The sequence below is a fragment of the Streptomyces sp. TRD_SC_5 genome (genome assembly GCF_056836825.1).
This window is the reverse complement of the sequence record NZ_JBWZZS010000001.1, coordinates 2,613,179-2,637,836: the sequence shown is the minus strand read 5'-3', so window position 1 is coordinate 2,637,836 and position 24,658 is coordinate 2,613,179. Positions and strand designations below refer to the sequence as shown.

General features: G+C 68.1%; 24 protein-coding genes. 19 read left to right on the top strand and 5 right to left on the bottom strand.

Going from position 1 to position 24,658, the window contains the following annotated elements; all coding sequences use genetic code 11:
* Nucleotides 1–90 precede the first annotated feature (90 nt).
* On the top strand, nucleotides 91–717 hold the full coding sequence (locus AC1P0E_RS12100; RefSeq protein WP_482742185.1) for an ATP-binding protein: 627 nt from the start codon (nucleotides 91–93) through the stop codon (nucleotides 715–717).
* 54 nt (nucleotides 718–771) lie between these two features.
* On the opposite strand, the gene AC1P0E_RS12095 is transcribed toward AC1P0E_RS12100, so the two are convergent.
* Nucleotides 772–1,467, bottom strand: a complete 696-nt coding sequence (locus AC1P0E_RS12095) for a hypothetical protein (RefSeq protein WP_482742184.1) — start codon at nucleotides 1,465–1,467, stop codon at nucleotides 772–774.
* Nucleotides 1,468–1,871: 404 nt separating this feature from the next.
* Between AC1P0E_RS12095 and AC1P0E_RS12090 the strand changes: the two genes are divergently transcribed.
* From AC1P0E_RS12090 to AC1P0E_RS12075, 4 genes are all read left to right on the top strand, one after another.
* Nucleotides 1,872–2,561: a hypothetical protein gene (locus tag AC1P0E_RS12090; RefSeq protein WP_482742183.1), complete on the top strand. Its 690-nt coding sequence runs from the start codon at nucleotides 1,872–1,874 to the stop codon at nucleotides 2,559–2,561.
* A 40-nt stretch (nucleotides 2,562–2,601) separates the two neighbouring features.
* Nucleotides 2,602–4,035, top strand: coding sequence for a ParB N-terminal domain-containing protein (locus tag AC1P0E_RS12085; protein WP_482742182.1), 1,434 nt, complete (start codon nucleotides 2,602–2,604; stop codon nucleotides 4,033–4,035).
* On the top strand, nucleotides 4,032–5,855 hold the full coding sequence (locus tag AC1P0E_RS12080; protein WP_482742181.1) for a DEAD/DEAH box helicase: 1,824 nt from the start codon (nucleotides 4,032–4,034) through the stop codon (nucleotides 5,853–5,855). Before AC1P0E_RS12085 ends, AC1P0E_RS12080 begins: the two co-directional genes overlap by 4 nt.
* A gap of 163 nt (nucleotides 5,856–6,018) precedes the next feature.
* Nucleotides 6,019–7,365 carry a DNA cytosine methyltransferase gene (locus AC1P0E_RS12075; protein WP_482742180.1) on the top strand — a complete coding sequence of 449 codons (1,347 nt, stop codon included), beginning with the start codon at nucleotides 6,019–6,021 and terminating at the stop codon, nucleotides 7,363–7,365.
* Here AC1P0E_RS12075 and AC1P0E_RS12070 read toward each other — a convergent pair.
* Together AC1P0E_RS12070 and AC1P0E_RS12065 are read right to left on the bottom strand one after the other, a co-directional pair.
* A complete protein-coding gene (locus tag AC1P0E_RS12070) occupies nucleotides 7,282–7,758 on the bottom strand; it encodes a very short patch repair endonuclease (protein ID WP_482742179.1) in 477 nt (158 codons plus the stop codon). The two genes, AC1P0E_RS12075 and AC1P0E_RS12070, sit on opposite strands and share 84 nt — an antisense overlap.
* 44 nt (nucleotides 7,759–7,802) lie before the next feature.
* The gene (locus AC1P0E_RS12065) at nucleotides 7,803–8,807 is read right to left on the bottom strand and encodes an SEC-C metal-binding domain-containing protein (protein ID WP_482742178.1); all 1,005 of its coding nucleotides are present in this window, start codon (nucleotides 8,805–8,807) and stop codon (nucleotides 7,803–7,805) included.
* A gap of 114 nt (nucleotides 8,808–8,921) precedes the next feature.
* Here AC1P0E_RS12065 and AC1P0E_RS12060 point away from each other — a divergent pair, with 114 nt between their 5' ends.
* From AC1P0E_RS12060 to AC1P0E_RS12045, 4 genes are all read left to right on the top strand, one after another.
* Nucleotides 8,922–9,794 (top strand): class E sortase, encoded by an 873-nt coding sequence (locus AC1P0E_RS12060; protein ID WP_482742177.1) that lies wholly within the window; start codon nucleotides 8,922–8,924, stop codon nucleotides 9,792–9,794.
* Nucleotides 9,795–10,007: 213 nt separating this feature from the next.
* Nucleotides 10,008–10,310 (top strand): DUF6412 domain-containing protein, encoded by a 303-nt coding sequence (locus AC1P0E_RS12055; RefSeq protein ID WP_482742176.1) that lies wholly within the window; start codon nucleotides 10,008–10,010, stop codon nucleotides 10,308–10,310.
* A gap of 156 nt (nucleotides 10,311–10,466) precedes the next feature.
* Nucleotides 10,467–11,234: a YidC/Oxa1 family membrane protein insertase gene (locus AC1P0E_RS12050; protein WP_482742175.1), complete on the top strand. Its 768-nt coding sequence runs from the start codon at nucleotides 10,467–10,469 to the stop codon at nucleotides 11,232–11,234.
* Between the two features lie 122 nt (nucleotides 11,235–11,356).
* Nucleotides 11,357–12,220: a fumarylacetoacetate hydrolase family protein gene (locus tag AC1P0E_RS12045; protein WP_482742174.1), complete on the top strand. Its 864-nt coding sequence runs from the start codon at nucleotides 11,357–11,359 to the stop codon at nucleotides 12,218–12,220.
* Between the two features lie 241 nt (nucleotides 12,221–12,461).
* Here the strand turns inward: AC1P0E_RS12045 and AC1P0E_RS12040 are convergent, their stop codons facing one another.
* Together AC1P0E_RS12040 and AC1P0E_RS12035 are read right to left on the bottom strand one after the other, a co-directional pair.
* On the bottom strand, nucleotides 12,462–12,929 hold the full coding sequence (locus AC1P0E_RS12040; protein WP_482742173.1) for a heme-degrading domain-containing protein: 468 nt from the start codon (nucleotides 12,927–12,929) through the stop codon (nucleotides 12,462–12,464).
* The gene (locus AC1P0E_RS12035; RefSeq protein WP_482742172.1) at nucleotides 12,926–14,041 is read right to left on the bottom strand and encodes a Gfo/Idh/MocA family oxidoreductase; all 1,116 of its coding nucleotides are present in this window, start codon (nucleotides 14,039–14,041) and stop codon (nucleotides 12,926–12,928) included. The genes AC1P0E_RS12040 and AC1P0E_RS12035 overlap by 4 nt, the downstream gene beginning before the upstream one ends.
* Nucleotides 14,042–14,100: 59 nt before the next feature.
* Between AC1P0E_RS12035 and AC1P0E_RS12030 the strand changes: the two genes are divergently transcribed.
* From AC1P0E_RS12030 to AC1P0E_RS11985, 10 genes are all read left to right on the top strand, one after another.
* Nucleotides 14,101–15,333, top strand: a complete 1,233-nt coding sequence (locus tag AC1P0E_RS12030; protein WP_482742171.1) for an ROK family transcriptional regulator — start codon at nucleotides 14,101–14,103, stop codon at nucleotides 15,331–15,333.
* A 101-nt stretch (nucleotides 15,334–15,434) separates the two neighbouring features.
* A complete protein-coding gene (locus AC1P0E_RS12025; RefSeq protein WP_482742170.1) occupies nucleotides 15,435–16,295 on the top strand; it encodes a hypothetical protein in 861 nt (286 codons plus the stop codon).
* A gap of 92 nt (nucleotides 16,296–16,387) precedes the next feature.
* Nucleotides 16,388–17,173: a GntR family transcriptional regulator gene (locus AC1P0E_RS12020; protein ID WP_482742169.1), complete on the top strand. Its 786-nt coding sequence runs from the start codon at nucleotides 16,388–16,390 to the stop codon at nucleotides 17,171–17,173.
* A 161-nt stretch (nucleotides 17,174–17,334) separates the two neighbouring features.
* Nucleotides 17,335–18,456, top strand: coding sequence for a TIGR03364 family FAD-dependent oxidoreductase (locus AC1P0E_RS12015; protein ID WP_482742168.1), 1,122 nt, complete (start codon nucleotides 17,335–17,337; stop codon nucleotides 18,454–18,456).
* A 7-nt stretch (nucleotides 18,457–18,463) separates the two neighbouring features.
* Nucleotides 18,464–19,162 (top strand): phosphonatase-like hydrolase, encoded by a 699-nt coding sequence (locus AC1P0E_RS12010; RefSeq protein ID WP_482742167.1) that lies wholly within the window; start codon nucleotides 18,464–18,466, stop codon nucleotides 19,160–19,162.
* Nucleotides 19,159–20,229 carry an ABC transporter ATP-binding protein gene (locus AC1P0E_RS12005; protein ID WP_482742166.1) on the top strand — a complete coding sequence of 357 codons (1,071 nt, stop codon included), beginning with the start codon at nucleotides 19,159–19,161 and terminating at the stop codon, nucleotides 20,227–20,229. Before AC1P0E_RS12010 ends, AC1P0E_RS12005 begins: the two co-directional genes overlap by 4 nt.
* Nucleotides 20,222–21,094, top strand: a complete 873-nt coding sequence (locus AC1P0E_RS12000; RefSeq protein WP_482742165.1) for a 2-aminoethylphosphonate ABC transporter permease subunit — start codon at nucleotides 20,222–20,224, stop codon at nucleotides 21,092–21,094. The genes AC1P0E_RS12005 and AC1P0E_RS12000 overlap by 8 nt, the downstream gene beginning before the upstream one ends.
* Nucleotides 21,081–21,878: an ABC transporter permease gene (locus AC1P0E_RS11995; protein WP_482742164.1), complete on the top strand. Its 798-nt coding sequence runs from the start codon at nucleotides 21,081–21,083 to the stop codon at nucleotides 21,876–21,878. Before AC1P0E_RS12000 ends, AC1P0E_RS11995 begins: the two co-directional genes overlap by 14 nt.
* Before the next feature lie 20 nt (nucleotides 21,879–21,898).
* A complete protein-coding gene (locus AC1P0E_RS11990; RefSeq protein WP_482742163.1) occupies nucleotides 21,899–22,975 on the top strand; it encodes a 2-aminoethylphosphonate ABC transporter substrate-binding protein in 1,077 nt (358 codons plus the stop codon).
* A gap of 109 nt (nucleotides 22,976–23,084) precedes the next feature.
* The gene (locus AC1P0E_RS11985) at nucleotides 23,085–24,623 is read left to right on the top strand and encodes an alkaline phosphatase family protein (protein ID WP_482742162.1); all 1,539 of its coding nucleotides are present in this window, start codon (nucleotides 23,085–23,087) and stop codon (nucleotides 24,621–24,623) included.
* The last annotated feature ends 35 nt before the right edge of the window (nucleotides 24,624–24,658 follow it).

The following is a 24,658-nucleotide window of genomic DNA, read 5'->3' as shown; positions in this document are numbered from 1 at the left end:
GCTGCCATACTCGCATCCGAAGCGCTACGCAGCGCAGCCGTACGGATACGGCTTGCTCAAGGTTGACGTGGCGCGGGAGGGAGTGCAGCCATGCACGGCTACGAAGCCACTGAACCTCGACTCCGCTGCGTTCTGCCTTTTGAGGCCGAGCCGGCCGAACTCCACGCACTTAGAAGAATCGTGCGGGACCAGCTGACCCATTGGGGTTTGCAGGCTCTCATCGAGGAGGCCCAGCTTGCGATGACGGAGCTCGCGACAAACGTGATCAAGCACGTAGGCGAAGGTGCGTCGGCCACGCTGGTCATGGAGTCCACTGAAGAGCGGCTTCGCTTGGAACTCCACGACAAGAGCCACCATGTGCCGACGAAGGTAGAGCCCCTGTGCGGTGACGAGTGTGGTCGGGGCCTTCACCTGTTGGCCGCGCTGTCCATCGACTGGGGCACTGTTCTGACCGCGACCGGCAAGGCGGTGTGGTGTGAGCTTGCTGCCGGGCCGGATCAGTGGTGCCAGCGGACTCAGCGTGCGTCAGCAGTGTTGGACGGCTACCGCCGGATGGCTGGCGGCCCTGTCTTCATGGATGTAGGGCGCCTATCGGTTCTGGAGGAGTCGGCAACCGACCTCATCGCAGACTTGCTCCACTGGCTGACCGCACGGGGCAGCGACCCGGACGAAGTTCTGGATCGTGCTCAAAGGCACTTCGAGGCTGACGCGGCCTGAAGAGGTGCCACTGCATGCCTGGGCCGGCTGCTGCGCCAACGGGTCTAGAACCCCTCACCCCAGGTGGTCCCTTCTGGCTTGAGACCCTGGGTCGTTGGTGGCGGCGCGCAACATCGCCACTGCGTCATTCGCCATTCCGCGCTCATGAAGTTCGAGAGCCACCTGGATGATTTCCCTCTCCGGCCGCTCGCGACCGTATATGTGAACCAAAGCGTCGGCGAGTTGACTCTGCTGATGCGCCCGCAGCACGGCTAGGGATGTGACGCTCTCAAGGGGCGTCAAAGTCCCAGCCGTATCGGCAAGCACGGCCAGAGCTGCGGCGGCTTTGCCCTGGTTTTGGAGCTTTGTGGCCGCATTGGCCATCTGTGTGGCGCCCGCAACATCGCTTGCAACTCGCTGCCGGTCCCCCTCATGGAGGGGGACCGGCAGGTGTGCTGGCTGCCGACGAGTTCTTACCGCCGCCTGCGACAGGCCGGCCCGAGCCTCCTTCAGCTGCTCGTTTTCCTCATGGAGACTGTCGTTCTCGCGTCTCAGCTCCGGACACCTTCGGCATAGCCTCAGGGTCGGCTCGGCTCGGCTGTGCGCCTTGATGGCGTCTGCCCTTGTTATGCCTACCGCGCTCTCAGAGCCTGCGACCCCGACCGCTGTTGTGTGCATAAGCGTGACGAAACGGAGCGCAGGCAACTGGCGACCGTTGAAGTAGCGGGATAGGGCGTCGCGGGTCGTGGCGTAACCGTGCTTGGTGAGCAAGAGGCTTACCAAGCAGGCCAACGTGGGTGCCGACGGGCGAACATGCTGGTGGATTGCCTTGAGTGTGTGCGCAAGATGCCGCCTCCCCGGAGGCAGGTCAGGGCTGATCTTGGTGCCAACTTGCCCGGCAAGCATTCTGTTCCTGCTCCCTGGTTGGGGCCCACTGCTGCGGGCCTCTGGAGGTGCTGGCTGCTGGGCGCCCGGGATGTCGACGTCTTTGAGCGCAACATGAGTTTTCGCTGGACTTCGGTTTGGTGATGCGACATCAATTAGTCAACTCAGGGGGGCCCTGGGCCCGCACGACCGGTACGTGACGCGCGACGCCTGACATCCGACTCTATGCCGGGCGGGTGGCATGCGCATGCAGTCACGCTGGTTGAGGGATGAAGGATCGGAGAGCAAGCATGTCATTGCCTTCTTGGCGGAACGGAAAGTTCGGCGGCAAGATCCGTGCCGCGCTCTGGCTGGAAGCCGAGGTCAGAGAGGGGAACACATTCACCAAGGCTGATCTGCGCGGAGCTTTCCCTGATGTGGCGCAAATCGACCGGCGGTTGCGTGAGCTCAGGGACTTCGGATGGCGAATCGACACGAACCGTGACGACCCGGCTCTGAAGCAAGAGGAACAGCGTTATGTGGCCAGGGGAGCTGAGGTCTGGATCCCGGGTCAGGCGAAGGTGGCGAAGCACAAGAACAGTCTGACCACCGCCCAGCGAACCAAGGCCATGCAGGATGACAGCTTCCTCTGCCGAACGTGTGGGATCGGCGCTGGCGAACCGTACGACGACAAGACCGACGTCCTAGGTCAGTTGAACGTGGCCCGGCGCAAGGTCGTGCTGGCGGACGGCGGCACGGACTTTCAGCTGGTCACTGAGTGCAAGCGGTGTGGTACCGGCGGAGAGCGTGAGGTCGATCTCGCGAAACTGCTCTCCAAGGTGGCGGGACTTTCGGCATTGGAGAAGGACGTCTTCGCAGGTTGGATCGCAGTCGACCAGCGCACCCAGGGCTCCTTGGAGAAGCTCTGGGGAACTTTCCGGACGCTTCCGGTGGCATCTAGGGAGGTAGTCCAGAAGGCCGTCGTCGGGGGCGACGAATAGGCAAGTAATAAACGTCGAGATCAAAGGGATTGGGGACAGTATGTTCCGGGAGTTTCAGGCGCCGCCGAGAGCCGACGAGTTTAGCGAGTTGATCAAGAAGAGGCTAGAGGAGGTGAAGAACTCGGGCGGAACCAGGGAGACGGTGACTGTCGACTGGAACGGGCAGGCGATCCACGTAGAAGTAGTTGACCTCCCGCTCGAAAGCCTCTACTTCAACCCCGGCACTCACCGCATCCAGGCGCAGCTCAGTCATGACGCTTTGAAGAGTGTGGCTTTGGAAACGGATCCGTGGAGCGCTGAGAGTCAGGGTTATCTCAAGCATCTGCTTCAGGCTGATCCGGCCAATCCGAATGTGCGTGACCCCGCTTTCGTGACGCTCAAAGAGAGTCTCGAGCAGTTTGGTCAGAACGATCCAGGCCTGGTGACGCACCACGGCGTACTCGTCAACGGCAACACCAGGGCCGCTGCGCTCCGGGAGAGTGGCGTGCAGTCGATGAGAGTTGGGGTGTTGCCGGCATCTTTCACGTGGGCAGACGTCAACGCTGTCGAGCTGTCGCTCCAGCTGCGAAAGGATCACCGTAGAGACTACTCGTACATGAATCGACTGCTCGCCATGGAGGAGCAGGCGGGGCTGGGGCGGACGCCGGAACGGATTGCCAAGGAGTTCAGGGTCCAGGTCAAGACCTACCACCAGGAGCGGTGGATCCTTAGCACCATCCGGGAGCTCATCGACCGCAGCAAGACTGGCAGCGCTACCCTGCGGTTGGTCGACTTCGAAGGTGATCAAGAGAAGCTGAAGGAGTTGGAGAGGCTTTACAAAAAGCTTTCCGCTGTCGAACCGGACGAGGCAGAGGTCATTAAGGAGTGGCGGCTCGCTGCGATGCTGCTCGATTTCGCTAAGACGGACGTCCGCCACATCGACGAGCACTTCGCTAAAGCGGATTACCTGGCGAGGAACCTTCCGTCAAACCTCAGCGATGCGGCCACGAGTGCAGGTCTTGAGACGGAAGCCGTTATGGTGCCCGGTCTTGGTGTGGCAGTACCGGGAAGCACATCGCGGGTGGCTGCCGCTCGTGCCCTGAACGACCAGATCCTGAAGGCCAAAGCTGTCGCCGGAACTACTGGGCCGGACGTCTCTGGGGCTCAGAGGCAGGCTGCGAGGGCTCTCTTCGAGGACGCGAGGGATGCGTTCGACAAGGCGATTGACGATGCCGGCCGGGATGCACGCGTACGAAAGAAGAAGCAGCTGGCCCCCGCTCGGCTCGCGGATGCGTGTGCCGATATCGATCAGTGCATCGTTGAGCTCGTCCAAGCACGCACCGCACGCAGCCTCGATGAAGAGGCTTTCGATGACGCCGTGCTCCAGCTGAGGGAGAGCCTGAGCAAACTCGCTCAGCAGGCGAAGCGCATACAGGGAGAACCTGGCCATGGTGTGACGTGGCTCGTCGAGGCTGTCAGCGGGGCTAAGCAGTGAGCAGTAGCGCTACAGCTCAGGCCTCACTGCGCCTGGGCTTTGATGAGGCGCGCACCAAGGTAGTTCTCAGGACCAACGAGAACTACCGCGGAGAGCTTGTCCAGCTGGCCGCTCGTTTCCGAACGGGCGGCCAGCTGGCTCCTCTGGCCGCCGCAGTTGATCTCGATGACTTGCTGGCAGGCGTCGACAAGATAGCGGGGTGGCCCGACCCGGCAGGCGTGGAGTGGGCTCCCGACCTGAGGAGCCTGATCCTGGGTAACCTCCAAGACGCAGCGACCGTCGAGAGGCGGCTGACGGGCCCCGACGTCAGTGGCGAGGTTCTCGCGGACGATGTGCCCCACCTGCTCGGTGATGAATGGGTCGCAGAACTCGGGGAGTTCCAACGGAGAGATATTGCGAAGCTGCTCTCTCTGCAGCACGGTGCGAACTTCAGCGTGCCTGGTGCCGGCAAGACCCGTTCGGCTCTAGGCGTGTACGCGGCCCAGAAGACGATGGGACACGTCAAGAGGCTGCTGGTGGTGTGCCCGAAGTCGGCGTATGAATCCTGGCAGTACGAGACAGCGGTTTGCTTCCGTCACAGGCTGCGTCCGCATGTGCTTGATGGTTCGCTCGACGGATGGGCGGAGGTACTGATCGTTAACTACGAACGCCTGGATCGTTCGCTCGCGACCCTAGCGGCATGGCTCAAGGCCGAACCGTCGATGATCATCCTCGACGAGGCGCATCGGATGAAGCTTGGGGCTAGGGGCACGTACGGAGCAGCCTGCATGGCGCTCGGGCCCCTAGCTCAGCGGCGTTTGATCCTCACTGGCACGCCGGCGCCCAATGGGTCGAAGGACCTGGAAAATCTGTTGGGCTTTGTCTGGCCGGGGCATGGGCAGCGGTCGGTCGCTCGTGCCGTGGCGGGCGGGAACCTGGCGCAGGCCAGCGTTGCCCTCAAGCCCCTCTTCACCCGTACCACCAAGCTGGAGCTTGGTCTGCCGCCCGTCGAACTTCGGATGCGGTACGTCGACATGCCGCCCCTGCACGCCGAAATCTACGGGTCTCTGGTGGGAGATCCCGGGGCGCGCGCCTCACGGGAGGACCTGAGCTCTCTGGGAAAGACAGCGCTGCGCATGCTGATGGCCGCTACAAGCCCGGCTCTGTTGCTCGACGGTGGAAGCCGTTATGAACCATTGGCGTACCAGTTGCCGCCGTTGGAAATCCCGCAGGGGCACTCGCTGTACACACTCATGCAGGACCTGCCTGACTATGAGTTGTCGCCCAAGTACAAAGAGGCTGCCGCGATCATCGCTGAGAACGCTCAACAGGGGAGGAAGACGCTCGTCTGGACGACGTTCGTTCGGAGTCTGACCACACTCGAACGGCTTCTGGAGAAGTACGCGCCGGCAGTCGTGTACGGCGGAACCCTTGACCGTGAGGAGCAGCTTCGGCGCTTCAGGGAAGATCCTGCATGCATGGTTCTCATCTCCAACCCTGCCACCCTCGGTGAAGGCATCAGCCTGCATCAGGTCTGTCATGACGCTGTGTACGTGGATCGTGACTTCATGGCAGGTCGCTTCCTGCAGAGCCTTGATCGCATTCACCGGCTAGGCCTGGCCCCGAACACCGAGACCCGCGTCACAGTGCTCGCGGTCCGCGACACGATTGATGAGGTTGTCGCGGCGCGACTTGATCAGAAGCTCGAATTCATGGGGAAGATCCTCGATGACCCCTCTGTGCAGCAGCTGGCTGACTTGCAGGAGGAACCCTCAATCGCTGCGGGGTTGGCTTCCGGAGACGTAGAAGCCCTGCTGCGACACATGGGGGGAGCGAGGTAGGAGCCTGCGACCGTCGTGGTCTACGTGCCGTCCGCTCACCCGCAGCGGGCGGCACTTCGCCGTGCTGCGAGAATCTTGCAGGATTGCTGTGATCCGTGCTGTGATCCCTGTTCTCTCTGCGAGACTTGAGCAGCTAATTTGCGCCACACCACGAGGAGTTCTGATGGCCCCCCGGCGGGAACGACCGCAGTTCGACGAGTCGCTCATCTCGGTTGAGATCTGCGCGGGAGCGGGCGGACAGGCTCTCGGGCTGCACAACGCCGGCTTTGATCACGTGGCGCTTGTTGAGTGGGACCAACATGCCGTCGGAACTCTCCGGAAGAACGTGGCTTCTTGGCCAGGATGGGACGAGGATAAGGTTGCTTCGCTCCAGCCAGGTGACGTAAAAGATTTTCTTGAGTCTCAAGAGTGCAAGGAAATTAAGACCAGCGGTCGGCGCATCGACCTATTGGCCGGCGGTGTGCCATGCCCCCCGTTCTCGCTGGCAGGGAAGCAATTGGGCGCCGAGGATGAGCGGGACCTTTTTCCCGACATGTTGAAAATCGTCGAAGAGCTCCGGCCGAGGGCAATTATGATCGAGAATGTCCGCGGCATTCTCGAGCCTCCGGAAGTATTTATTGATTATCGCCGTTCCATTGTGAACCGTCTCCATGGCCTGGGGTACGACGTCCCGCAGATCGACGCGAAGTGGTCCACGAATAGGCAAAATACTGAGATGAGTCGAGTCTGGCGGCGTGTAGACGCAAAAAAATTCGACGTTCCTCAACTGCGGCCCAGGGCGGTCCTCGTGGCGATCCACGGGAGTGCTAAAGCGGGACGTGGGTTCGTTTGGCCAGCTGAAGATCTCGATGGTACTTCGACGGTTCTAGATAAACTCTCGCGTTCTATGTATGACCGGTGCAGCGATTACTGGGCGCTAAACAAAGAAGGAAAGCCTGCGCTCCCTGGCGAGGTGGCCGGAAAGAACATCTTCCGTGCTTGGCGCAAGTCGGCCCGGCTGGCCCTGCGGAGTAGCTCTGGGGGCGTCGCCCCTACTCTGGTGGGTGGATCAAGGAAGCACGGAGGTGCTGATCTAGGTCCCACTCGAGCTAAGCGCGCCTGGGCTGCCATGGGTGTCGACGGAAACGGGCTGGCAAATGAAAGAGGCGAGTGCGACCCCAAGCGTGACCTTTTCCGGCCCGCTGGCCCCATGCTTACAGTAGAGCAGGCCGCCATTATTCAAGGCTTTCCTCCCTCGTGGAACTTCGCCGGGAAGAAGACCGCTCAATACCGACAAGTGGGTAATGCGTTTCCGCCGCCTGTTGCTGAAGCCATTGGGCGTGCTATTGCCGCGGTCCTGCGCCCAGAGAGCAGGGCTGAACTCCTCAAGGGTTATGCGATGGAGGAGGCTGCATCTGTCGCCGAGCCCGTGGTGGAAGAAGCCGAGTCAGCTATTTTTCCTGTCAGTGTTATCGTCGAGGGCTCTCCGCGTGAGGACCGTCGCGGCGATCTCGTCAGCGCAAGAGGCTGATGGCTGGTGCTCCCAGAAGCGGAGCACCAACCATCCCGCATTCTTGAGCTTTAGATCAGTGTCGCGGTCTCGCTCAACGTTGCGTAGCACTTTCTCGGACCAATACCCGGAATTTGTTTTGGGCGGCACGTAGTGTTCGGGGCACCCGTGCCAGTAACAGCCGTCGATGAAAACTGCGACCTTGGCCGAGCGGAACACTAGGTCAGCTGTGCGTCGAAGTTCCGGAAGGGGACGGGCGCAGACGCGGTAACGGAGTCCCTGAGCGTGCACGAGCCGCCGGATGACTTGCTCGGGCTTAGTGTCCCGGCTTCGGATGGCCTGCATGTTTCGGCGACGTGCGGCCGACGATGCCCACGAACCTGCTGGAGCTGTCCACTCCTCCTTCTCTGGCATATCTCCAAGGTTATCCGGACTGCGCGTGTGCTTGTCGGAGTCCGCTACACCCCGTGACAGGTGCGGTAGGGGTTCGAAGAGCCGCACCAGCACGGGGCGTTGCGGGGTGGGGGCCAGGAGGTGGCTCGGCCTCGGGCTGCCAGGGTTGTGGCGTACTGGGGGAGGAGTGACGCGTCTGCGGGGGTTGTCGATTCCGATGCCGCGAATGCCTCGTACGAGGGGACTGTGCCCCTTACGATGCCCAGGTTCCTGGTGCCGGTTGCGGACAGGTCCCGCAGGGACGACTCGATTGCGGTGAGGTGGGCCTCGGGGGTCGGGTAGTCCGCCGCGAGGGCCGGGTACGCCGTCAGGAGTTCGCGCAGCTCCTCCTGCGGCCAGTGCAGCATCGCCACCGGGAACGGGCGCGAGAGCGCGGTGCGGTACGTGCCAAGCTCGGCGCGCAGGCGGGCGATCTCGGCCCGGAGCTCTGCCGGGTTGTCCGAACCCAGCGCCCACAGTCGCTTCGGGTCGTGCAGCTCGTCCAGGGCGATCGGGCCCGCGTTCACGGAGTCGGCCGTCGCGTCCCACTCGTCGTGCGGCAGGCCCAGCATGCGGCGTACGCGGTGGCGGCCGGTCAGGAGCGAGTGCGACGTGTACGGGATCTCCTCCGACGGGTCGATGAGGAGGGTGAGGGCGGTGGTGAACGCGTCGTGGGACGCGTGCAGTTCGTCGTGGGATTCCAGGGCTTCGGCGATGATCTCCCACGGCGCCGCCTCGCGCGGGGCCGCGGCGCGGATGCCGTCGATGATCGCGCGGGCCTCCGCCTCGTGGCCGTACTCCCACAGGTTGGCCGCCTTGAGGGCCTTCACGAGCGGCGGGTTGTCCGGGGTGTTCGCCAGGATGTGGTCGTAGAGCGTCGCCGCGCGGGCGCGGTCGCCGGACAGCTCCAGGTGGGCCGCGGCCTGTAGGTACAGCGGCTCCTTGTCCTCGGGATACTGCGCCGCGGTACGCAGCAGGCGCTCGGCTTCGGCGGTGTGATCGGCGTGATCGGCAGGCGTGTCGGGGCGCATGGTCCACACCGTACTGCTGTGCGGGGGGTAGGCGAGAGAGCCCGGTGCGCCAGAGCACGGATGCGGTGGGCGTGGGTCTGGTGAGTTGCCGGGGCAGCCCCTATCGTGCCCGCCGTGCGGCAGCGGGAGCAGAGGCGCGAGCGGCGGCGGATTCCGGTGGTGGTGCAGGGCGCCCGCCGGGGGCGTGCGGTGGCCGCGCGCGGGTTGTGGGCGGGCGGCGAGGCCGCGGTGACGTTCGGGGTCGTCGTGCTGCTCCTCGTCGTACATCAGCTGTGGTGGACCAACCGGCAGGCCCGCGACGGCGCCGAGCGGAAGGTTCAGGCGTTGGAGAGGGAGTGGGAGAGGGGGGAGGCGGCTCCGCCGGCGGGGGAGGTGCCGGTGCAGGAGGTGCCTGATGCCGGGCCGTCCGCTGGTCGTGAGGGGGTGGGGGACGAGGTGCCCGGTAGCGGTGAGGCGGATGGGGGCGCCGACGACCGTCCCCGGTCGCGCGCCGGCGAGCGTAAGCCGTCGCCGCCCCGCTGGGATCAGGCGTACGCCGTCCTCCGCATCCCGCGCCTCGGCGTCACCGCGCCCGTCGCGCAGGGCGTCAGCAAGGGCGGCGTACTCGACAAGGGGTACGTCGGGCACTATCCGCAGACCGCTCAGCCGGGTGGCGCCGGCAACTTCGCGCTCGCGGGGCACCGCAATACGCACGGAGAGCCGTTTCGCTACATCAACCGGCTGCGGGCCGGGGACGAGGTGGAGGTCGAGACGCGGGAAGCGGTCTTTACGTACGTCGTCGACAAGGCGCTCGCGCAGACGTCGGCGCGCGACAGCGGGGTGATCGCGAAGGTGCCCCGGAGCAATGTGCGTACAGACGTCGGCTACAGCGACGCCGGTTACTACCTGACGCTCACCACCTGCACGCCCGAGTACACGTCCAAGTACCGGCTGGTGGTCTGGGGAAAGCTGGCGTCGATGCGGCCGCGCCAGGCGGCCAGGTCCTGATGAACGCGGGGGTTGTGGCGCTCGCGGGGAACTTGGTGGTCGCGTTGTGCGTCAGTCATTACGGGCCGCGGGATGTGGACCGGCGGCCCGACGTGGACGTGCTTGCTTCGGGTCCGGGGGATGGACGCGAAGTAGCCGACAGGGCCGTTGTCAGTGCCGGGCATTAGCATCGTCCGAGAGTCGGCCGATGAGTCGGATGAGGGGAGGAAGAGCGTGATCAGTTGCTCGGCGCGGTTGTTGCGCACGGTCGGTCTTGTCCTCTTCCTCGTGACCGAGGTCCTCCTCATCGACAACGGCAGCTTCTCCGCCGCCGTCGCGCTCGCCGCCACCGCCGCGGCCGGTTCCGCCCTCACCGCCTGCGTGCTCGTCGCGGCGCGCTCCGTTCCCGCCGTGCCGCGCACACGGGTGCGTACGGCGATACGGGACCGGGAGAAACGCACCGCGTTTCTGCCCCAGCGTGATCCCGATGCGCGGGGGCGGACCAGGCCCCGAGCGCCGGGTGTCGTCGTCCTGTGACGACCACCACGTAGGGCGCGCACCGCCGCTTTTCCGGAGTACGCCCCTCAGCCCGCGTACTTCCGTGCTCGCGTACTCATACGTACGTACCTCGCGTGGGTCGTCATGCCGATTTGTCTCTCTTCCGGCACGACGAGACCCCTCGGAGGGCTCACCATGTCCGTCTTCGCCAGCCTGGTCGCACGTCTTGCTGATCTGCTCGAACCGTTCTTCCACGCCTCTGCCGCAGCCGCCGCGATCGTCCTGTTCACGGCTTGTGTGCGACTCGCCATCCATCCCCTGTCGCGGGCTACGGCCCGAGGCCAGAAGGCCCGGACCAAGCTCGCGCCGCAGATCGCCGAGCTGCGGAAGAAGCACGGCAAGAACCCGGAGCGTCTGCAGAAGGCGATCTTGGAACTGCACGCCAAGGAGAAGGTGTCGCCGCTGTCGGGCTGCCTCCCGAGCCTGTTCCAGCTGCCGGCGTTCTTCCTGATGTACCACCTCTTCTCGAACCAGCAGATCGGAGGCGTACCGAACGAACTCCTCGGCCACACCCTCTTCGCGAGCCCGCTCGGCGACCGCTGGACCGACGCGCTGGCGGACGGCGGGGTCTTCGGAGCGCAGGGACTGCTGTACGTCGCGCTGTTCGCGGTCGTCGCGGCGGTGGCGACGTTCACCTACCGGCGTACGAAGCAGCAGATGGCGGCGTCCCCCGGCATGCCGGTCGCCGGCCCGGACGGGGTCGAGCTGCCGGGCGCCGGCGCGATGGGGGCCATGGCCAAGGTGATACCGCTGATGTCCTTCGCGACGCTGATCACGGTGGCGGTGGTGCCGTTGGCTGCCGCGTTGTACGTCGTCACCAGTACGACGTGGAGTGCGGTTGAGCGGGCGTACCTCTATCGAGACATTCCGGCTGGTGGGGGCGCGGTGGCTACTGCCGCGTAAGGGTCCAGTCCGTGAACGGGGTCTTGCGGACTGGACCCGGACCTTGGAGGATCAGCCAATCCTCCGATGGCCGCACCCATCGGCCGGGGCCGAACGCGACTCTCGACCAGAGGAGACTGACCATGAAGCTGCTGCGTGTGGGAACGGCGGGTGCCGAACGTCCGGCGCTGCTCGACCAGGACGGGACGCTGCGGGATCTGTCCGGTCTCGTCACCGACATCGACGGCGACCTGCTCGCCGACGAGGCGGCGCTCGGCCGGGTGCGCGCTGCCGCGGCGGCTGGTGAGCTGCCGGTGATCGACGATGCGGCGGGGACGCTCCGGGTCGGGCCGCCGCTCGGACGCATCGGCAAGATCGTGTGTATTGGACTGAATTATCACGATCACGCGGCCGAGACGGGGGCGGCGATACCTGCCGAGCCGATCCTCTTCTTCAAGGCTCCGGACACGGTTGTCGGCCCCGACGACACGGTTCTCGTACCGCGCGGCAGCACCAAGACCGACTGGGAAGTCGAGCTGGCCGTGGTCATCGGCCGTACCGCGCGCTACCTGGACTCGGCGGAGGACGGGCTCGCGCATGTTGCGGGGTACGCGGTCGCGCACGACGTCTCCGAGCGCGAGTTCCAGATCGAGCGCGGCGGCACCTGGGACAAGGGCAAGAACTGCGAGACGTTCAACCCGCTGGGTCCGTGGCTGGTGACGGCGGACGAGGTCGGGGATCCGCAGGCGCTGCGTCTGAAGCTGTGGGTGAACGGCGAGCTGAAGCAGGACGGCACGACTGCTGAGCAGATCTTCGCGGTCGGGGAAGTGGTCCGGTACGTCAGCCAGTTCATGACGCTGTACCCGGGCGACGTGATCAACACGGGTACGCCGGCGGGCGTGGCGATGGGGCAGGCGGAGCCGAAGCCGTATCTGCGGTCGGGGGATGTGGTGGAGCTCGAGGTCGAGGGGCTGGGCCGGCAGCGCCAGGAGCTGAAGGACGCGTAGTCGTCGCCTCCCGGCGAGGGGCAGGGGCCGTCGAAGCGGTGGTCGGGGCCCGGGGGGGGCCAGGGACCGGGGCCGGGTGCCCGTCGCGTTGTCTGAGCCCTGGCCCTGGCCCTGGCCCTGGCCCTGGCCCAGGCCCGTGGCCCAGGCCCGGTCCTCAAACGCCGGACGGGCTGCTTTGTCGCGTTGCGGCAGCTTTTTCGGCCCGTCCGGCGCCGGCCGGGTCGGCAAAGATCCGCCCGCGTCACGCCATGAAGCGTTCCAGGGCCTCCACCACCAGCGCGTGGTCCTCCGCCTGCGGGAGGCCGGAGACCGTGACCGTGCCGATCACGCCCGCGCCCTCCACCGCGATCGGGAACGCGCCGCCGTGTGCCGCGTACGCGTCCGGGTCCAGGCGTGACGAGTCCTCGAACGTCGTCCCCTTGGCGCGGAAGCGCGTGCCGACCAGGTACGAGCTCTCCCCGTACCGCTCCACCACCCGGCGCTTGCGGTCGATCCACGCGTCGTTGTCCGCGCTCGACCCCGGCAGCGCGCAGTGGAAGAGCTGCTGCGCGCCGCGCCGGATGTCGATCGCCACAGGGGCGTCGCGCTCGCGGGCCAGGTCGACGAGGAGGCTGCCGAGGGCCCACGCGTCCTCGTGGGTGAAGCGGGGGAGGACGAGGCGGCGTTCTTGGGCGATCAGTTCGGCCACCGTAGGGTTTGTGGACGTCATGACCGGACCTCCACCGTCATGCCTTCGCGGGCCGAACGGCGCGCTGCTTCCAGTACGTCGAGTGCCGCGGCCGCCTGCTCGGCGGTGACCGGCGCAGCCGTGCCCGTGCGTACGGCGGCGGCGACGGCCGCGTAGTACGCCGGGTAGTCGCCCGGCAGCGTCGGGACCGGGCTGCCGCCGCCCGTCGCCGGGGACTCGCCCGCGCCGATGCGGCCCCAGGCCGCCTCCGGCTCCTCGCCCCAGTTCCCGTCCGCCGAGGGCCGCTTGCCTTCGCGCAGCGCGCTCTCCTGCGGGTCCAGGCCGTACTTCACATAGCCCGCGCGCGAGCCCAGCACGCGAAAGCGCGGGCCGAGCTGGGCAGTGGTGGCGCTCACGTAGAGGTGCGAGCGGACGCCGTTCACGTGTGTGATCGCGATGAACGTGTCGTCGTCCGCCTCCGCCCCCGGGCGGCGTACGTCGGACTCGGCGTACACCTGGGCCGCCGGGCCGAAAAGCACCAGCGCCTGGTCGACGACGTGGCTGCCCAGGTCGTACAGCAGCCCGCCGATCTCCGCCGGGTCGCCCGACTCGCGCCAGCCGCCCTTGGTCTGCGGGCGCCACCGCTCGAAGCGTGATTCGAAGCGCTGTACGTCGCCGAGCTCGCCGGAGGCGATCAGCTGCTGGAGAGTGAGGAAGTCATTGTCCCAGCGGCGGTTCTGGAAGACGGAGAGCAGCAGGCCGCGGTCCTCCGCGAGCGCGGCGAGCTCACGCGCCTCGGCGGCGGTGCCGGCGAGCGGCTTGTCCACGACGACCGGCAGGCCGGCCTTGAGCGCGGCGGTGGCGATCGGGAAGTGGGTCTTGTTCGGGGACGCGATCACGATCAGGTCGAGCTCGTCCGCGCGCGCCCACAGCTCGTCGGACGAGGCCGCGACGCGGACGCCGGGGAACTCGGCGCGGGCCTGCTCCTGCCGCTCCGGGTTCGAGGTGACGACCGTATCGAGGGCCAGGCCCTCGGTCGCGGCGATGAGCGGGGCGTGGAAGACGGAGCCCGCGAGGCCGAAGCCCACGAGTCCGACGCGCAGGGGGGCGTGGGGAGCGTGGGGGGCGGTGCTGTCGGTACCGGTGCCAGTCATGGCATCCACTTAAACAACGCTGTTGCCAAAGCGCAAGCGACGCAGTGGACAATGGGTCCGTGAACAGGAGCAATACAGGAGCGAATCTACCGGTGCTGCGCAGCCACAACGCGGCGCTGGTCCTCGACCTGCTGCGTACGGCGGGCGAGGCGGGCATCAGCCGCCTCGAGCTCGCGGAGCGCACCGGCCTCACCCCGCAGGCCGTCAGCAAGATCACTGCACGGCTGCGGGCGGAGGGCCTGGCGGCGGAGGCCGGCCGCCGCCCGTCGACCGGCGGCAAACCGAGGACGGTGCTGCGGCTGGTGCCGGACGCCGGGTACGCGGTCGGGCTGCACCTGGACCGCGACGAACTGACGGCTGTCCTGGTGGACCTGGCGGGTGCGACGGTCGCCGAGCGGAGGTCGCCGCTGGATCTGGGGGCGGGCGCGGAGGTGGTGCTGGAGGCGGCGTCCCGCGAGATCGCCGCGCTCGCCTTCCCGCCGCCCGGTCCGTCGCGGCCGCAGGCGCTGCCCGGTCCGTCGCGGCCGCACGTGCCGCCCGGACCGCCCCGGCCGCAGTTGCCACCCCTGCCGCAGGCGCTGCTCGGAGTCGGCGTTGCCGCGCCGGGGCCGCTTGATCACGGTCGGGGGGTGCTGCATCGCGTCACCGGGTTCCCGCAGTGGGACGGGTTCGCGTTGCGGGACGTACTGAGCGAGCGGCTCGGGCTGCCCGTGGTGCTGGACAAGGACACGAACGCCGCCGCCCTCGGGCTGGCTCTGCGGGCGCGCCCCGCAGGCGGATCGTTCGCGTACCTCCATCTCGGTACGGGGCTGGGCTCCGGACTCGTGCTCGGCGGCGCGCTCTATCGCGGGGCGCGCACCGGGGCGGGCGAGTTCGGGCACCAGACCCTTCAGCTGGACGGGCCGCCCTGCTCCTGCGGTGGTCGCGGCTGCCTCGAAGCGCTCTGCCTCGCCGCCGTCGCCCGTGGCGACATCGCGGAGGCCGCGCGGATCCTCGGGACCGGAGCCGCCAACCTCGTCGGGCTGCTGGACATCGACCGGGTGCTGCTCGGCGGCCGTGTCGTCGCCGCGCACGAGGACGTGTTCGTACGAGGTGCGGAGGAGGTACTGGCCGACCTCGCCCGGCGCGAGGGCAGCGGGCCCGCCGTGCCGGTGGCCGCGGCGGGAGGCGATGGGCGCGCGGTTGCCGACGGGGCGGCGCAGCTCGTACTGGCGCCGGTTTTCGGGCATGCGGACGTGGCGTTCCCGGGTGGGGGGAGCGAGGCAGTGGGCCGTTGGGGGGAATCGCGGTAGTCATATGAACGTACCGGCGCGTGGCGTTCGAGGGTCCCTCGCGCGGGGATGACAGGGTCAGCGGGTGATGACTGGGTGACCCCGACCTGCAAAGGCTTCTCATGCGACTGCGCATTGCCCTCGCCCTCGGAGTTACGGCAGCCGCCCTTGTTACGTCGGCGGCCGTCGCTGCCCATGGCGCCGCCCCGGGCCAGCGGCCCTCCTGCGGTGACCCCGCCTCGCCCGACTTCCCCATCACCACCCGCCTGCGCGGCGGCCCCGACACCTACAGGGCGGGCGGGGCGGCCGGTGAATGGGCGCTGGAGCTGACCAACACCACTGACGAGAGCTGCGGCAACATCCACCCGGTCGTCGTCCTCACGGACAGCGAGCGCGAACTCGACTCCGAGCAGGTGGAGCTGGAGTTCAGCGACGGCGCGGGGCGGTGGATCGACGTACCCTTCGACACCACCGACGAGGACGAGCACATCGGCGTCTTCGACGGGGGCTTCCCGGGCTTCACCGTCGCCGCCGACCGCACCGTCACCGTCAAGGTGCGGCTCGCCTTCGACTCCGACACCGCCCGCGCTCGCGCCGTCGCCAACGCCGCCGTCGTGCAGCGGCACTCCGACGACAGCGAGTGGGTCGGCGAGTCGAACGACTACCGCTTCACCATCACCGGCCGAGAGCCGGGCCACGATTCCGACTCGGACCCAGACGTCGGCCCGACCCCCGACGGGGATCTTGATCCCGCCCCGGACACCGACGCCGGAGACCCCGACACCGACACCGGAACCGGCGACGACGGTACGTCGCGCATCCCCGAGCACCCCCACGCCCTCGCCATGACGGGCCGCGACCCCGGGTCGCTGCTCGCGCTCGGGGCCGCCGCCGGCGCGCTGCTCCTCGGGGGCGCGGCGCTGATGGCCGGATCCCGGCGCCTTCGGGGGGAGGCGGCGCGAGTGAAGGGGCGCCGGAGCTGACGGGTGGCGGGTGCCGGGTGCCGGGTGCCGGTCAGTGCTCATGAGGGCTCGCAGCGAGCGTTCGTTCAAAATCGTCTGCGAACATCCAGTGCGTGGACTACCCGAAGGACTACCCGTACGCGCACGACCAGGACCCCGGCGCACCGATCCGCTCCGGCATTCCGGAGCACGGCCGCGTTCCGAAGTACTACGCCGTGAAGGCCCATATCGCCGCCATGATCGGTGAGTTGGGTGAAGGCGGGCTGCTGCCGACCGAGCGGGATCTCGCCGTACGGTACGAGGTCTCGCGCGAGACCGTGCGCCAGGCGCTGCGCGAGCTGCTCCTGGAAGGGCGCCTCCGCCGCCGGGGGCGCGGCACCGTCGTCGCGGGCCCGAAGCTCGAACAGCCTCTCGCCCTGGCCAGCTACACCGAGGGCGTACGCCGCCAGAACCGGCGGCCCGGGCGCAACCTCATCGGGCTCGACCGCTTCCCCTGTCCGGCGTCGCTGGCGGCCGATGTGGGTGTGGACGCGGGGGATCCGGTCTGGCATCTGGAGCGGGTGCTGCTGGCGGACGACGAGCGGGTGGGAGTGGAGAGTACGTACGTCGCCGTCTCCCGGGTCCCGCGCCTCGACGCCGACTTCGAGCCGGACTCGTCCTTCTACTCCTACCTTCACGACCGGGTCGGGGTGGCGTTCGGTGACGCCGACGAGCGGATCGAGACGGTCCTGGCGACTCCGCGCGAGGCGCTCCTCATCGGTACGCCGCCGGCGCTTCCCATGCTGCTGATTCATCGGCTGTCGCGGGACGTGGCGGGGCGGCCGCTGGAGCGGGTGCGGACGCTTTTCCGGGGCGACCGCTTCAGCTTCACGGCGCGGCTGGGGGGTGGCGGGGGGTAGGGCGGGGGTGGGGAATGGCCCGCTGCCGGCCCTCCCGCCCAGCAGATCCAGCGCACCGGTAACGAAAACGTAACGGGTCTAGGCCATCCTTGGGTGGCTGTTCACCGTGCCGTTGCCGTGTCGATCCGTCCGGGCCACCCGCCCCCAGGAGCGTGGCCGCCGTGAGAGTCATAGTCGTTGGAGCCGGCGTCGTGGGAACCATGCACGCCTGGCACGCAGTGGAACGCGGCCACGAGGTCGTCCAGATCGAGCGCGAGACAGAAGCCCGCGGGGCCAGCCTCCGCAACTTCGGCCAGATATGGGTCAGCGGGCGCGCGGGCGGTGAGGAGCTGGAGACGGCCCTGCGCGCCCGCGAGCTGTGGGAGGGCATCGGGGCCCGCATCCCCGAGCTGGGCTTCCGGGCCATCGGCTCCCTGACGCCCGTACGGGGCGACCTCGAGCTGGCCGTCGCCGAAGCCGCCCTGAACCGCCCCGACGCCGCCGCCCGCGGCTACAAGCTGCTGACGGCCGGCGAGGCCCGCACCGTGAACCCCGCCCTGCGCGGCGCCTTCGAAGCCGCCCTGTGGTGCGAGCGCGACGCCGCCGTCGAACCGCGCACCGCTCAACTCGCCCTCAAAAAGGCACTGTTGGCGTCCGGGCGGTACACCTTCCTCGGCGGGCGCGAAGTCCGTGAGGTCGTGGGGGAGCACGCCGTCCGGGACGACCACGGCGACGTACACACCGGCGACTCCGTCGTCCTCTGCACGGGTGCCTGGCTCGGCGGGCTCGTCAAGGAGCTCGTTCCCGATCTGCCCGTACGCCGCGTACGCCTCCAGATGATGCAGACCGAGCCCCTCGGCGAGGCCCTCACCACCTCCGTCGCCGACGCCGACAGCTTCCGCTACTACCCCGCCTACGCGAGCGACGCCCTCGACGCCCTCAACGCCGCCCAGGCCCAGCACCCGACCGCCGCCGCGCACAAGATGCAGCTGCTCATGGTCCAGCGCCGCGACGGCGGACTGACCATCGGCGACACCCACGAGTACGAGCATCCCTTCGCCTTCGACGTCGTCGAGGAGCCGTACGAGCACGTCGCCCGGGTGGCCGAATCCTTCCTCGGCCGCCCGCTCCCCAAGATCCGTTACCGCTGGGCAGGCGTTTACGCGCAGTGCACCGACACGAGCCGCGTCGTACACCGTCAGCAGGTGCGCGACGGCCTGTGGCTGGTGACCGGGCCCGGCGGGCGCGGCATGACGTGCTCACCGGCCATCGCCGAGACGACCGCCAACGAACTGGGCTGGTGAACCAACCATGAACGAAGCGCACACCGTCAAGCTGGTCGTCCTCGACATGGCCGGTACCACCGTCGCCGACGGCGGACTCGTCGAGCGGGCCTTCTCCGCCGCCGCCGAACGCCTCGGCGTCGAGCCGGGATCGGACGATCACGCCACGAAGCTCGACTACGTACGCGCCACCATGGGCGAGTCCAAGATCTCCGTCTTCCGGCACCTCTTCGGGGACGAGGCCAGGGCGCAGCAGGCCAACGCCGCCTTCGAGGAGGCGTACGGCAGCCTCGTCGACGCCGGGCACATCGCCCCCGTCCCCGGCGCCCGCGAGACCATCGAGAAGCTGCGCTCCGGCGGCCGGCGCGTGGTCCTGACCACCGGGTTCGCCCGCGTCACGCAGGACGCGATCCTCGACGCGCTCGGCTGGCAGAGGCTCGTCGAGCTGACGCTCTGCCCGGCCGACGCGGGGGGCCGCGGCCGTCCGTACCCGGACATGGTGCTCGCCGCGCTGCTGCGCACCGGGGCGGCTGACGGGGTCCAGGAGATCGCCGTCGCCGGCGACACGTCGTACGACATGCTCAGCGGCGTCCGCTCCGGCGCGAGCGTCGTCGCGGGCGTCCTGACCGGCGCGCACGACCGGAAGCAGTTGCTCGCACACGGCGCCACGCACGTCCTCGGCTCCGTCGAGGGGCTGCCCGGCCTGCTGGCGGGGGAGGGACGATGACGAGCGGCATCCGCTTCGACAACGTCTCGGTCGCGTACGGCAGGCACGGTGAGAACACCGTCCTCGACTCGCTGGACCTGACCGTCGAGCCGGGTGAGGTCATGGCGCTGCTCGGCCCGTCCGGGTCCGGCAAGACCACCGCCCTGCGCGCCGTCGCCGGGTTCGTGCAGCCCGTCTCCGGGCGGGTCTTCATCGGGGAACGCGACGTCACCGCGCTGCCGCCGCACCGGCGCGGCATCGGCATGGTCGTCCAGCAGTACGCGCTCTTCCCGCACCTGCGCGTCGAGGACAACGTGGCCTTCGGCCTGAAGGCGCAGAAGGTGAACAAGGCCGAGATCCCCGGCCGGGTCGCCGAGGCGCTGGAAATGACCGGCATGGCGTCGTACGCCAAGCGCTGTCCGCGCGAGCTGTCCGGCGGCCAGCAGCAGCGCGTCGCGATCGCGCGGGCGCTCGCCATCCGGCCCGGCGTGCTGCTCCTCGACGAGCCGCTGTCGGCGCTCGACGCGCAGCTCAGGTCGGGCATGCTGGCCGAACTGGCGCGACTGCACCGGGAGTTGCCCGAAGTCTCGATCCTGTACGTCACTCACGACCAGGTCGAGGCGCTGACCCTCGCCGACCGTATCGCCGTCATGGACAAGGCGCGGCTCCAGGACTGCGGTACGCCACAGCAGCTGTACCGCAGGCCGACCACCGAGTTCACCGCGTCGTTCGTCGGCCATGCGAATCTCCTGCCGGTCACGGTCGGCGGGGAGGGCACGGGTGTCTCCTTCGCCGGTACGCCGCTGAAGGTCGCCACCGGGGGCGCGACGAGCGGCGCGACGGCCACCCTGTGCGTACGCCCGCATCTCGTCGGCCTCGGCGAGGGACCGAACGCCCTTCGCGGCACGATCGCCGAGGTCCAGTGGCGTGGTGCGACGCACCGGCTGTACGTCGATGTGGACGGCCACCGCCTCAAGGCGGACCTGCGCGAGCTGCGCGAGCCCCCGACGCTGGGGGAGGAAGTCACGGTGCACTTCGCCGCGGAGGACGCGGTGCTGCTGGGCGCGGGGGTGACGTCCGATGGCTAGCGCGGCGGTCACCGTTCCCGGCCCCACGCGGCTCGAGCCCACCCGTGCCGTCCCCCGCTGGGTCTGGGCACTGCCTCCCCTCGCCGTACTCGCGCTCTTCTTCCTCTACCCCCTCGCCCTCGTCGTCCAGCAGTCCTTCTCGCCCGACGACGGCGGCACCTCCGTCGAGCCCTACGCCGAGGTCTTCGCCTCCGAGGCGTTCCGGGAAGCGTTGACCACCACCGTGTGGCTGGCCGTCGGGTCGACCGCCGGGTGTCTCGTCCTCGGCTTCGTACTGGCCCTCGTCATCGCCTTCGTGCCCTTCCCCGGCGGCAAGGCGGTCGCGAAGTTCATCGACGTGTTCCTGTCCTTCCCGTCCTTCCTGATCACCCTCGCGCTGCTGTTCATCTACGGCACGGTCGGGATGGCCAACGGCGTCTGGACCGACGTCACGGGCGCCGCCGAAGGGCCCTTCCACTTCCTCACCACCCCTTGGGGCGTACTGCTCGCGGAGATCACGTACTTCACGCCCTTCGTGATGCGCCCCCTGCTCGCCGCCTTCTCGCAGCTCGACACCGCGCAGCTCGAAGTCGCCTCGTCGCTGGGTGCCAAGCCCGCCCGGATCGTCCGGCAGGTGATCCTCCCCGAGGCGCTCCCCGCCCTCGCCGCCGCCGGCAGCCTCGTCCTCGTCATGTGCCTGAACGAGTTCGGCATCGTGCTCTTCACCGGGGCCAAGGGCGTCACGACTCTCCCGATGCTCGTCTACAGCAAGGCGATCCTCGAATCCGACTACCCCGCCGCCTGCGTCGTCGCCGTCGTCAACATCGCGATCTCCGTGGGCCTCTACAGCCTCTACCGGGTGGTGAGCCGCCGTGTTGGTGCATAGCCGTACGGGAAAGTGGGCGGCCTGGGGGCTCTTCCTCGTCCTCTTCGTCCCCCTCTTCGCCCTCCCCCTCCTCGTCATCGTCGCCGCCTCCTTCTCCACCAACTGGTCCGGCGCCTTCCCCTCGGCTCCGACCACCGCGCACTACACCTCCGCCGTACGCGGAGAGTCCCTCCAGGCGCTCACCACCAGCCTGGTCACCGCCGTCACCGCGAGCCTGCTCGCGCTCACCGTCGGCAGCTGGGCGGCGCTCGCCGCCGCCGCGCTCAAGAAGGGCGGGAAGCGCGTACTCGACGCGCTGTTCATGCTGCCCGTCGCTGTGCCCTCCGTCGTCGTCGGCCTCGCCGTCCTCGTCGCGTTCTCGCAGCCGCCCATGCTGCTCAACGGCACGCGCTGGATCGTGATCCTCGCGCACACGGTTCTTGTCACGGCGTTTGCCTACCAGTCGGTTTCGGCCGCCATCCTGCGTCTGGACCCGGTGTACGAGCAGGCAGCCGCATCCCTCGGCGCCCGCCCCTCGTACGTCCTGTGGAAGGTGAAGCTCCCGCTCCTGCTGCCGTCGCTCAACGCGGCCGCCGGGCTCTGCTTCGCCCTGTCCATGGGCGAGCTGAGCGCCACGATGATGCTCTACCCGCCGGACTGGATGCCGCTCCCGGTGCAGATCTTCACCGCCACCGACCGCGGCTCCCTCTTCACCGGCTCGGCAGTCGCCGTCGTCCTCATGGGTACGACGCTGCTCGTGCTGCTCGCCGTGTCCCGTATCCGAACCAAAGCCTCGTACCGCTGAACCAGGAGATGCGAAACGTCATGTCCCGCTCCCCCCGCAGCATCGTCAAGCCGATCGCCGCCGCCACCGGCAGCCTCGCGCTCGCCGCCTCCCTCTCCGCCTGCGGCGGCTCGTCCGCCGCGTCCGACGAGAAGACCGTCACCGTCTACAGCGCCGACGGCCTCAAGGGCGAGAACGGCGACGGCTGGTACGACCGGGTCTTCAAGGACTTCGAGAAGAAGACCGGCATCAAGGTCAAGTACGTCGAGGGCGGCTCCGGCGAGATGGTGCAGCGCGCCACCCGCGAGAAGTCCAACACCCAGGCCGATGTCCTCGTCACCCTGCCGCCGTTCATCCAGCAGGCCGACCGGAAGGGGCTGCTGCAGAAGTACGAGCCCCAGGGGGCGTCCAAGGTCGCCGCCGGCGACAAGGCTGCCGACGGCAAGTGGACCTCCGTCGTCAACAATTACTTCGGGTTCATCCACAACAAGAAGGAGCTCAAGGACGGCAGGGTGCCGAAGACCTGGGAGGACCTCCTCGACCCCTCCTACAAGGACAAGCTCCAGTACTCCACGCCCGGCGTCGCGGGCGACGGTACTGCCGTCGTCATCAAGGCCATGCACGACTTCGGCGGCAAGGAGCCGGCGATGGAGTACCTGAAGAAGCTCCAGGCCAACAACGTCGGTCCGTCCTCCTCCACCTCCAAGCTCGCGCCGAAGGTCGACAAGGGCGAGATCCTGGTCGCGAACGGCGACGTACAGATGAACTTCGCGCAGTCCAAGTCCATGCCGAACCTCGGCATCTGGTTCCCGGCGAAGGAGGGCGGCAAGCCCACCACCTTCGCCCTGCCGTACGCCGCCGGCCTGGCCAGCAAGGCCCCTCACACCGAGAACGGCAAGAAGCTCCTCGACTTCATGCTCGCCGAGGGCGCACAGCAGCAGGTCAGCGAGATCGGCGGCGGCTTCCCGGCTCGTACGGACATCAAGGCGACCGGTCCCAACTCCACCGAACTCGCCAGCCTCCTCAGGGGAGTTGAGATTTTCGAGCCCGACTGGAACGACGTCGGCACCAACCTCGACGACTACATCGACGCCTGGAAGTCGGCAACTGGAAGCTGATCAGTAACCATTCGGCCAAGCTTGGCTGCGAGGGTCTGGACCGGTCCCCGTTATCACGCAAAGGTAACGGGTCTGGTCCAGACTCCACGCATGTACGTTGGAGGATCACATGTCCCGAGGTATACCCAGACGTTCCGTCCTCGCCGCCGGCACGGCGGCAGCCGCCGTCGCCGCCACCGGATCGCTCACCGTCGCCCCCGCCCACGCCGCCCCCACCCTCCCCAACGGCACCAGCCTCGACAAGGTGCTCGTCATCGGCATGGACGGCCTGCGCCACGACAGGATTTCCGCCGCCAAGGCCCCGCACCTCAAGTCCCTGATGGCGAACGGCACATACGGCACCTCGCTCCTGTACGCCAACCCCATGGCGGCCACCTCGTCCGGCCCCGGCTGGTCCACCATCGCCACCGGAGTCTGGCCCGACAAGCACGGCGTGAAGGACAACACCTTCACCGGCAAGAACTACGCCAAGTACCCCGGCTTCCTCGCCCGCCTCGCCCAGGTCCGCCCCGGTCTCTCCACGTACGCCGCCGTCGACTGGAAGCCGCTGGACACCCAGGGCACAGTCACCCCCGGCGCCGACGCCAAGCTCGTACTCGACGGGGACGCCGACGGCTACACCGGCCACGACGCCACCATCGCCACCGAGACCGAGTCGATCCTGCGCAACCAGAACCCGGACGTCCTCTTCGTCTACTTCGGCAACACCGACATCGTCGGCCACAACTCCGGCGCAGCCAGCCCGAAGTACCTCGAAGCCATCGACGTCCAGGACGCCTACGTAGGCCGCTTGCTCTCCGCCATCAAGGCCCGCCCCACCTACTCCTCCGAGCGCTGGACCGTCGTCGTCACCACCGACCACGGCCACACCGACGCGGGCGGTCACGGCGGAAGCGCCATCGAGGAGCGCCGTACGTTCGTCCTCGCCCAGGGTCCCGGAATCGCCGCCGGCGCCCGGCCCGTCGACACCAGGCTCGTCGATGTCGCCGCGACCGTCTTCAAGCAGCTCGGGATCGTCCCCGACCCCGCCTGGGGCCTGGACGGCAAGCCGATCCAGCAGCGGTCCGCCGACACCTTCGACGCCCTGTACCCCTCGCTCTCCGGGCGGGTCGACGAGACCGGCATCCCGGCCGGCGTCCTCGGCTTCACGCACACCGCGCCCAGCGGCTGGTCCGTCATCAACAACGCGATGGGCACCGGCGGCATGACCGAGTGGCGCGGCTGGTCCTTCGCCACCGACGAGTTCTGGTCCAGGACCCAGCGCGACCAGTCCCGCGAGCTCAACGTCCGCTCGCGCGGGGTCTTCGCGGTCGCCGACTCCGACGAGTGGGCGGACAAGAGCTTCTCCGGTACGTACGACTCGACACTCGTCACCCCGGCGCACGCCGTCGGCGGCAAGGCCAGCGTCACGCTCGACTTCACCACCTTCTACCGACCGGAGGGCAGCCAGAGCGCCCAGATCCTCGCCTCCTGGAACGGCGGCACGCCGGTCGCCGTCAAGTCGTACACGTCGGACGTCATCTCGCAGCCGCAGTCCCTGACCCTGGACGTCCCCTCCGGCGCCACCAGCGTCAGCTTCCGCTTCCGCTACACCGGCAGCAACAACTGGTACTGGGTGGTCGACGGGGTCAAGATCACAGCAGGCTGATTAAGGTGGGGGCGCCCGGACGGTGTGGTCCGGGC

What these genes read in the sequence shown, in the direction of transcription:
- AC1P0E_RS12070 (WP_482742179.1), bottom strand. Translation starts at nt 7,758, where the DNA reads ATGCCAGAGAAGGAGGAGTGGACAGCTCCAGCAGGTTCGTGGGCATCG.
- AC1P0E_RS12085 (WP_482742182.1), top strand. Translation starts at nt 2,602, where the DNA reads ATGTTCCGGGAGTTTCAGGCGCCGCCGAGAGCCGACGAGTTTAGCGAG.
- AC1P0E_RS12050 (WP_482742175.1), top strand. Translation starts at nt 10,467, where the DNA reads ATGTCCGTCTTCGCCAGCCTGGTCGCACGTCTTGCTGATCTGCTCGAA.
- AC1P0E_RS12040 (WP_482742173.1), bottom strand. Translation starts at nt 12,929, where the DNA reads ATGACGTCCACAAACCCTACGGTGGCCGAACTGATCGCCCAAGAACGC.
- AC1P0E_RS12090 (WP_482742183.1), top strand. Translation starts at nt 1,872, where the DNA reads ATGTCATTGCCTTCTTGGCGGAACGGAAAGTTCGGCGGCAAGATCCGT.
- AC1P0E_RS11990 (WP_482742163.1), top strand. Translation starts at nt 21,899, where the DNA reads ATGTCCCGCTCCCCCCGCAGCATCGTCAAGCCGATCGCCGCCGCCACC.
- AC1P0E_RS12065 (WP_482742178.1), bottom strand. Translation starts at nt 8,807, where the DNA reads ATGCGCCCCGACACGCCTGCCGATCACGCCGATCACACCGCCGAAGCC.
- AC1P0E_RS12005 (WP_482742166.1), top strand. Translation starts at nt 19,159, where the DNA reads ATGACGAGCGGCATCCGCTTCGACAACGTCTCGGTCGCGTACGGCAGG.
- AC1P0E_RS11985 (WP_482742162.1), top strand. Translation starts at nt 23,085, where the DNA reads ATGTCCCGAGGTATACCCAGACGTTCCGTCCTCGCCGCCGGCACGGCG.
- AC1P0E_RS12075 (WP_482742180.1), top strand. Translation starts at nt 6,019, where the DNA reads ATGGCCCCCCGGCGGGAACGACCGCAGTTCGACGAGTCGCTCATCTCG.
- AC1P0E_RS12100 (WP_482742185.1), top strand. Translation starts at nt 91, where the DNA reads ATGCACGGCTACGAAGCCACTGAACCTCGACTCCGCTGCGTTCTGCCT.
- AC1P0E_RS12025 (WP_482742170.1), top strand. Translation starts at nt 15,435, where the DNA reads ATGCGACTGCGCATTGCCCTCGCCCTCGGAGTTACGGCAGCCGCCCTT.
- AC1P0E_RS12035 (WP_482742172.1), bottom strand. Translation starts at nt 14,041, where the DNA reads ATGACTGGCACCGGTACCGACAGCACCGCCCCCCACGCTCCCCACGCC.
- AC1P0E_RS12010 (WP_482742167.1), top strand. Translation starts at nt 18,464, where the DNA reads ATGAACGAAGCGCACACCGTCAAGCTGGTCGTCCTCGACATGGCCGGT.
- AC1P0E_RS12000 (WP_482742165.1), top strand. Translation starts at nt 20,222, where the DNA reads ATGGCTAGCGCGGCGGTCACCGTTCCCGGCCCCACGCGGCTCGAGCCC.
- AC1P0E_RS12045 (WP_482742174.1), top strand. Translation starts at nt 11,357, where the DNA reads ATGAAGCTGCTGCGTGTGGGAACGGCGGGTGCCGAACGTCCGGCGCTG.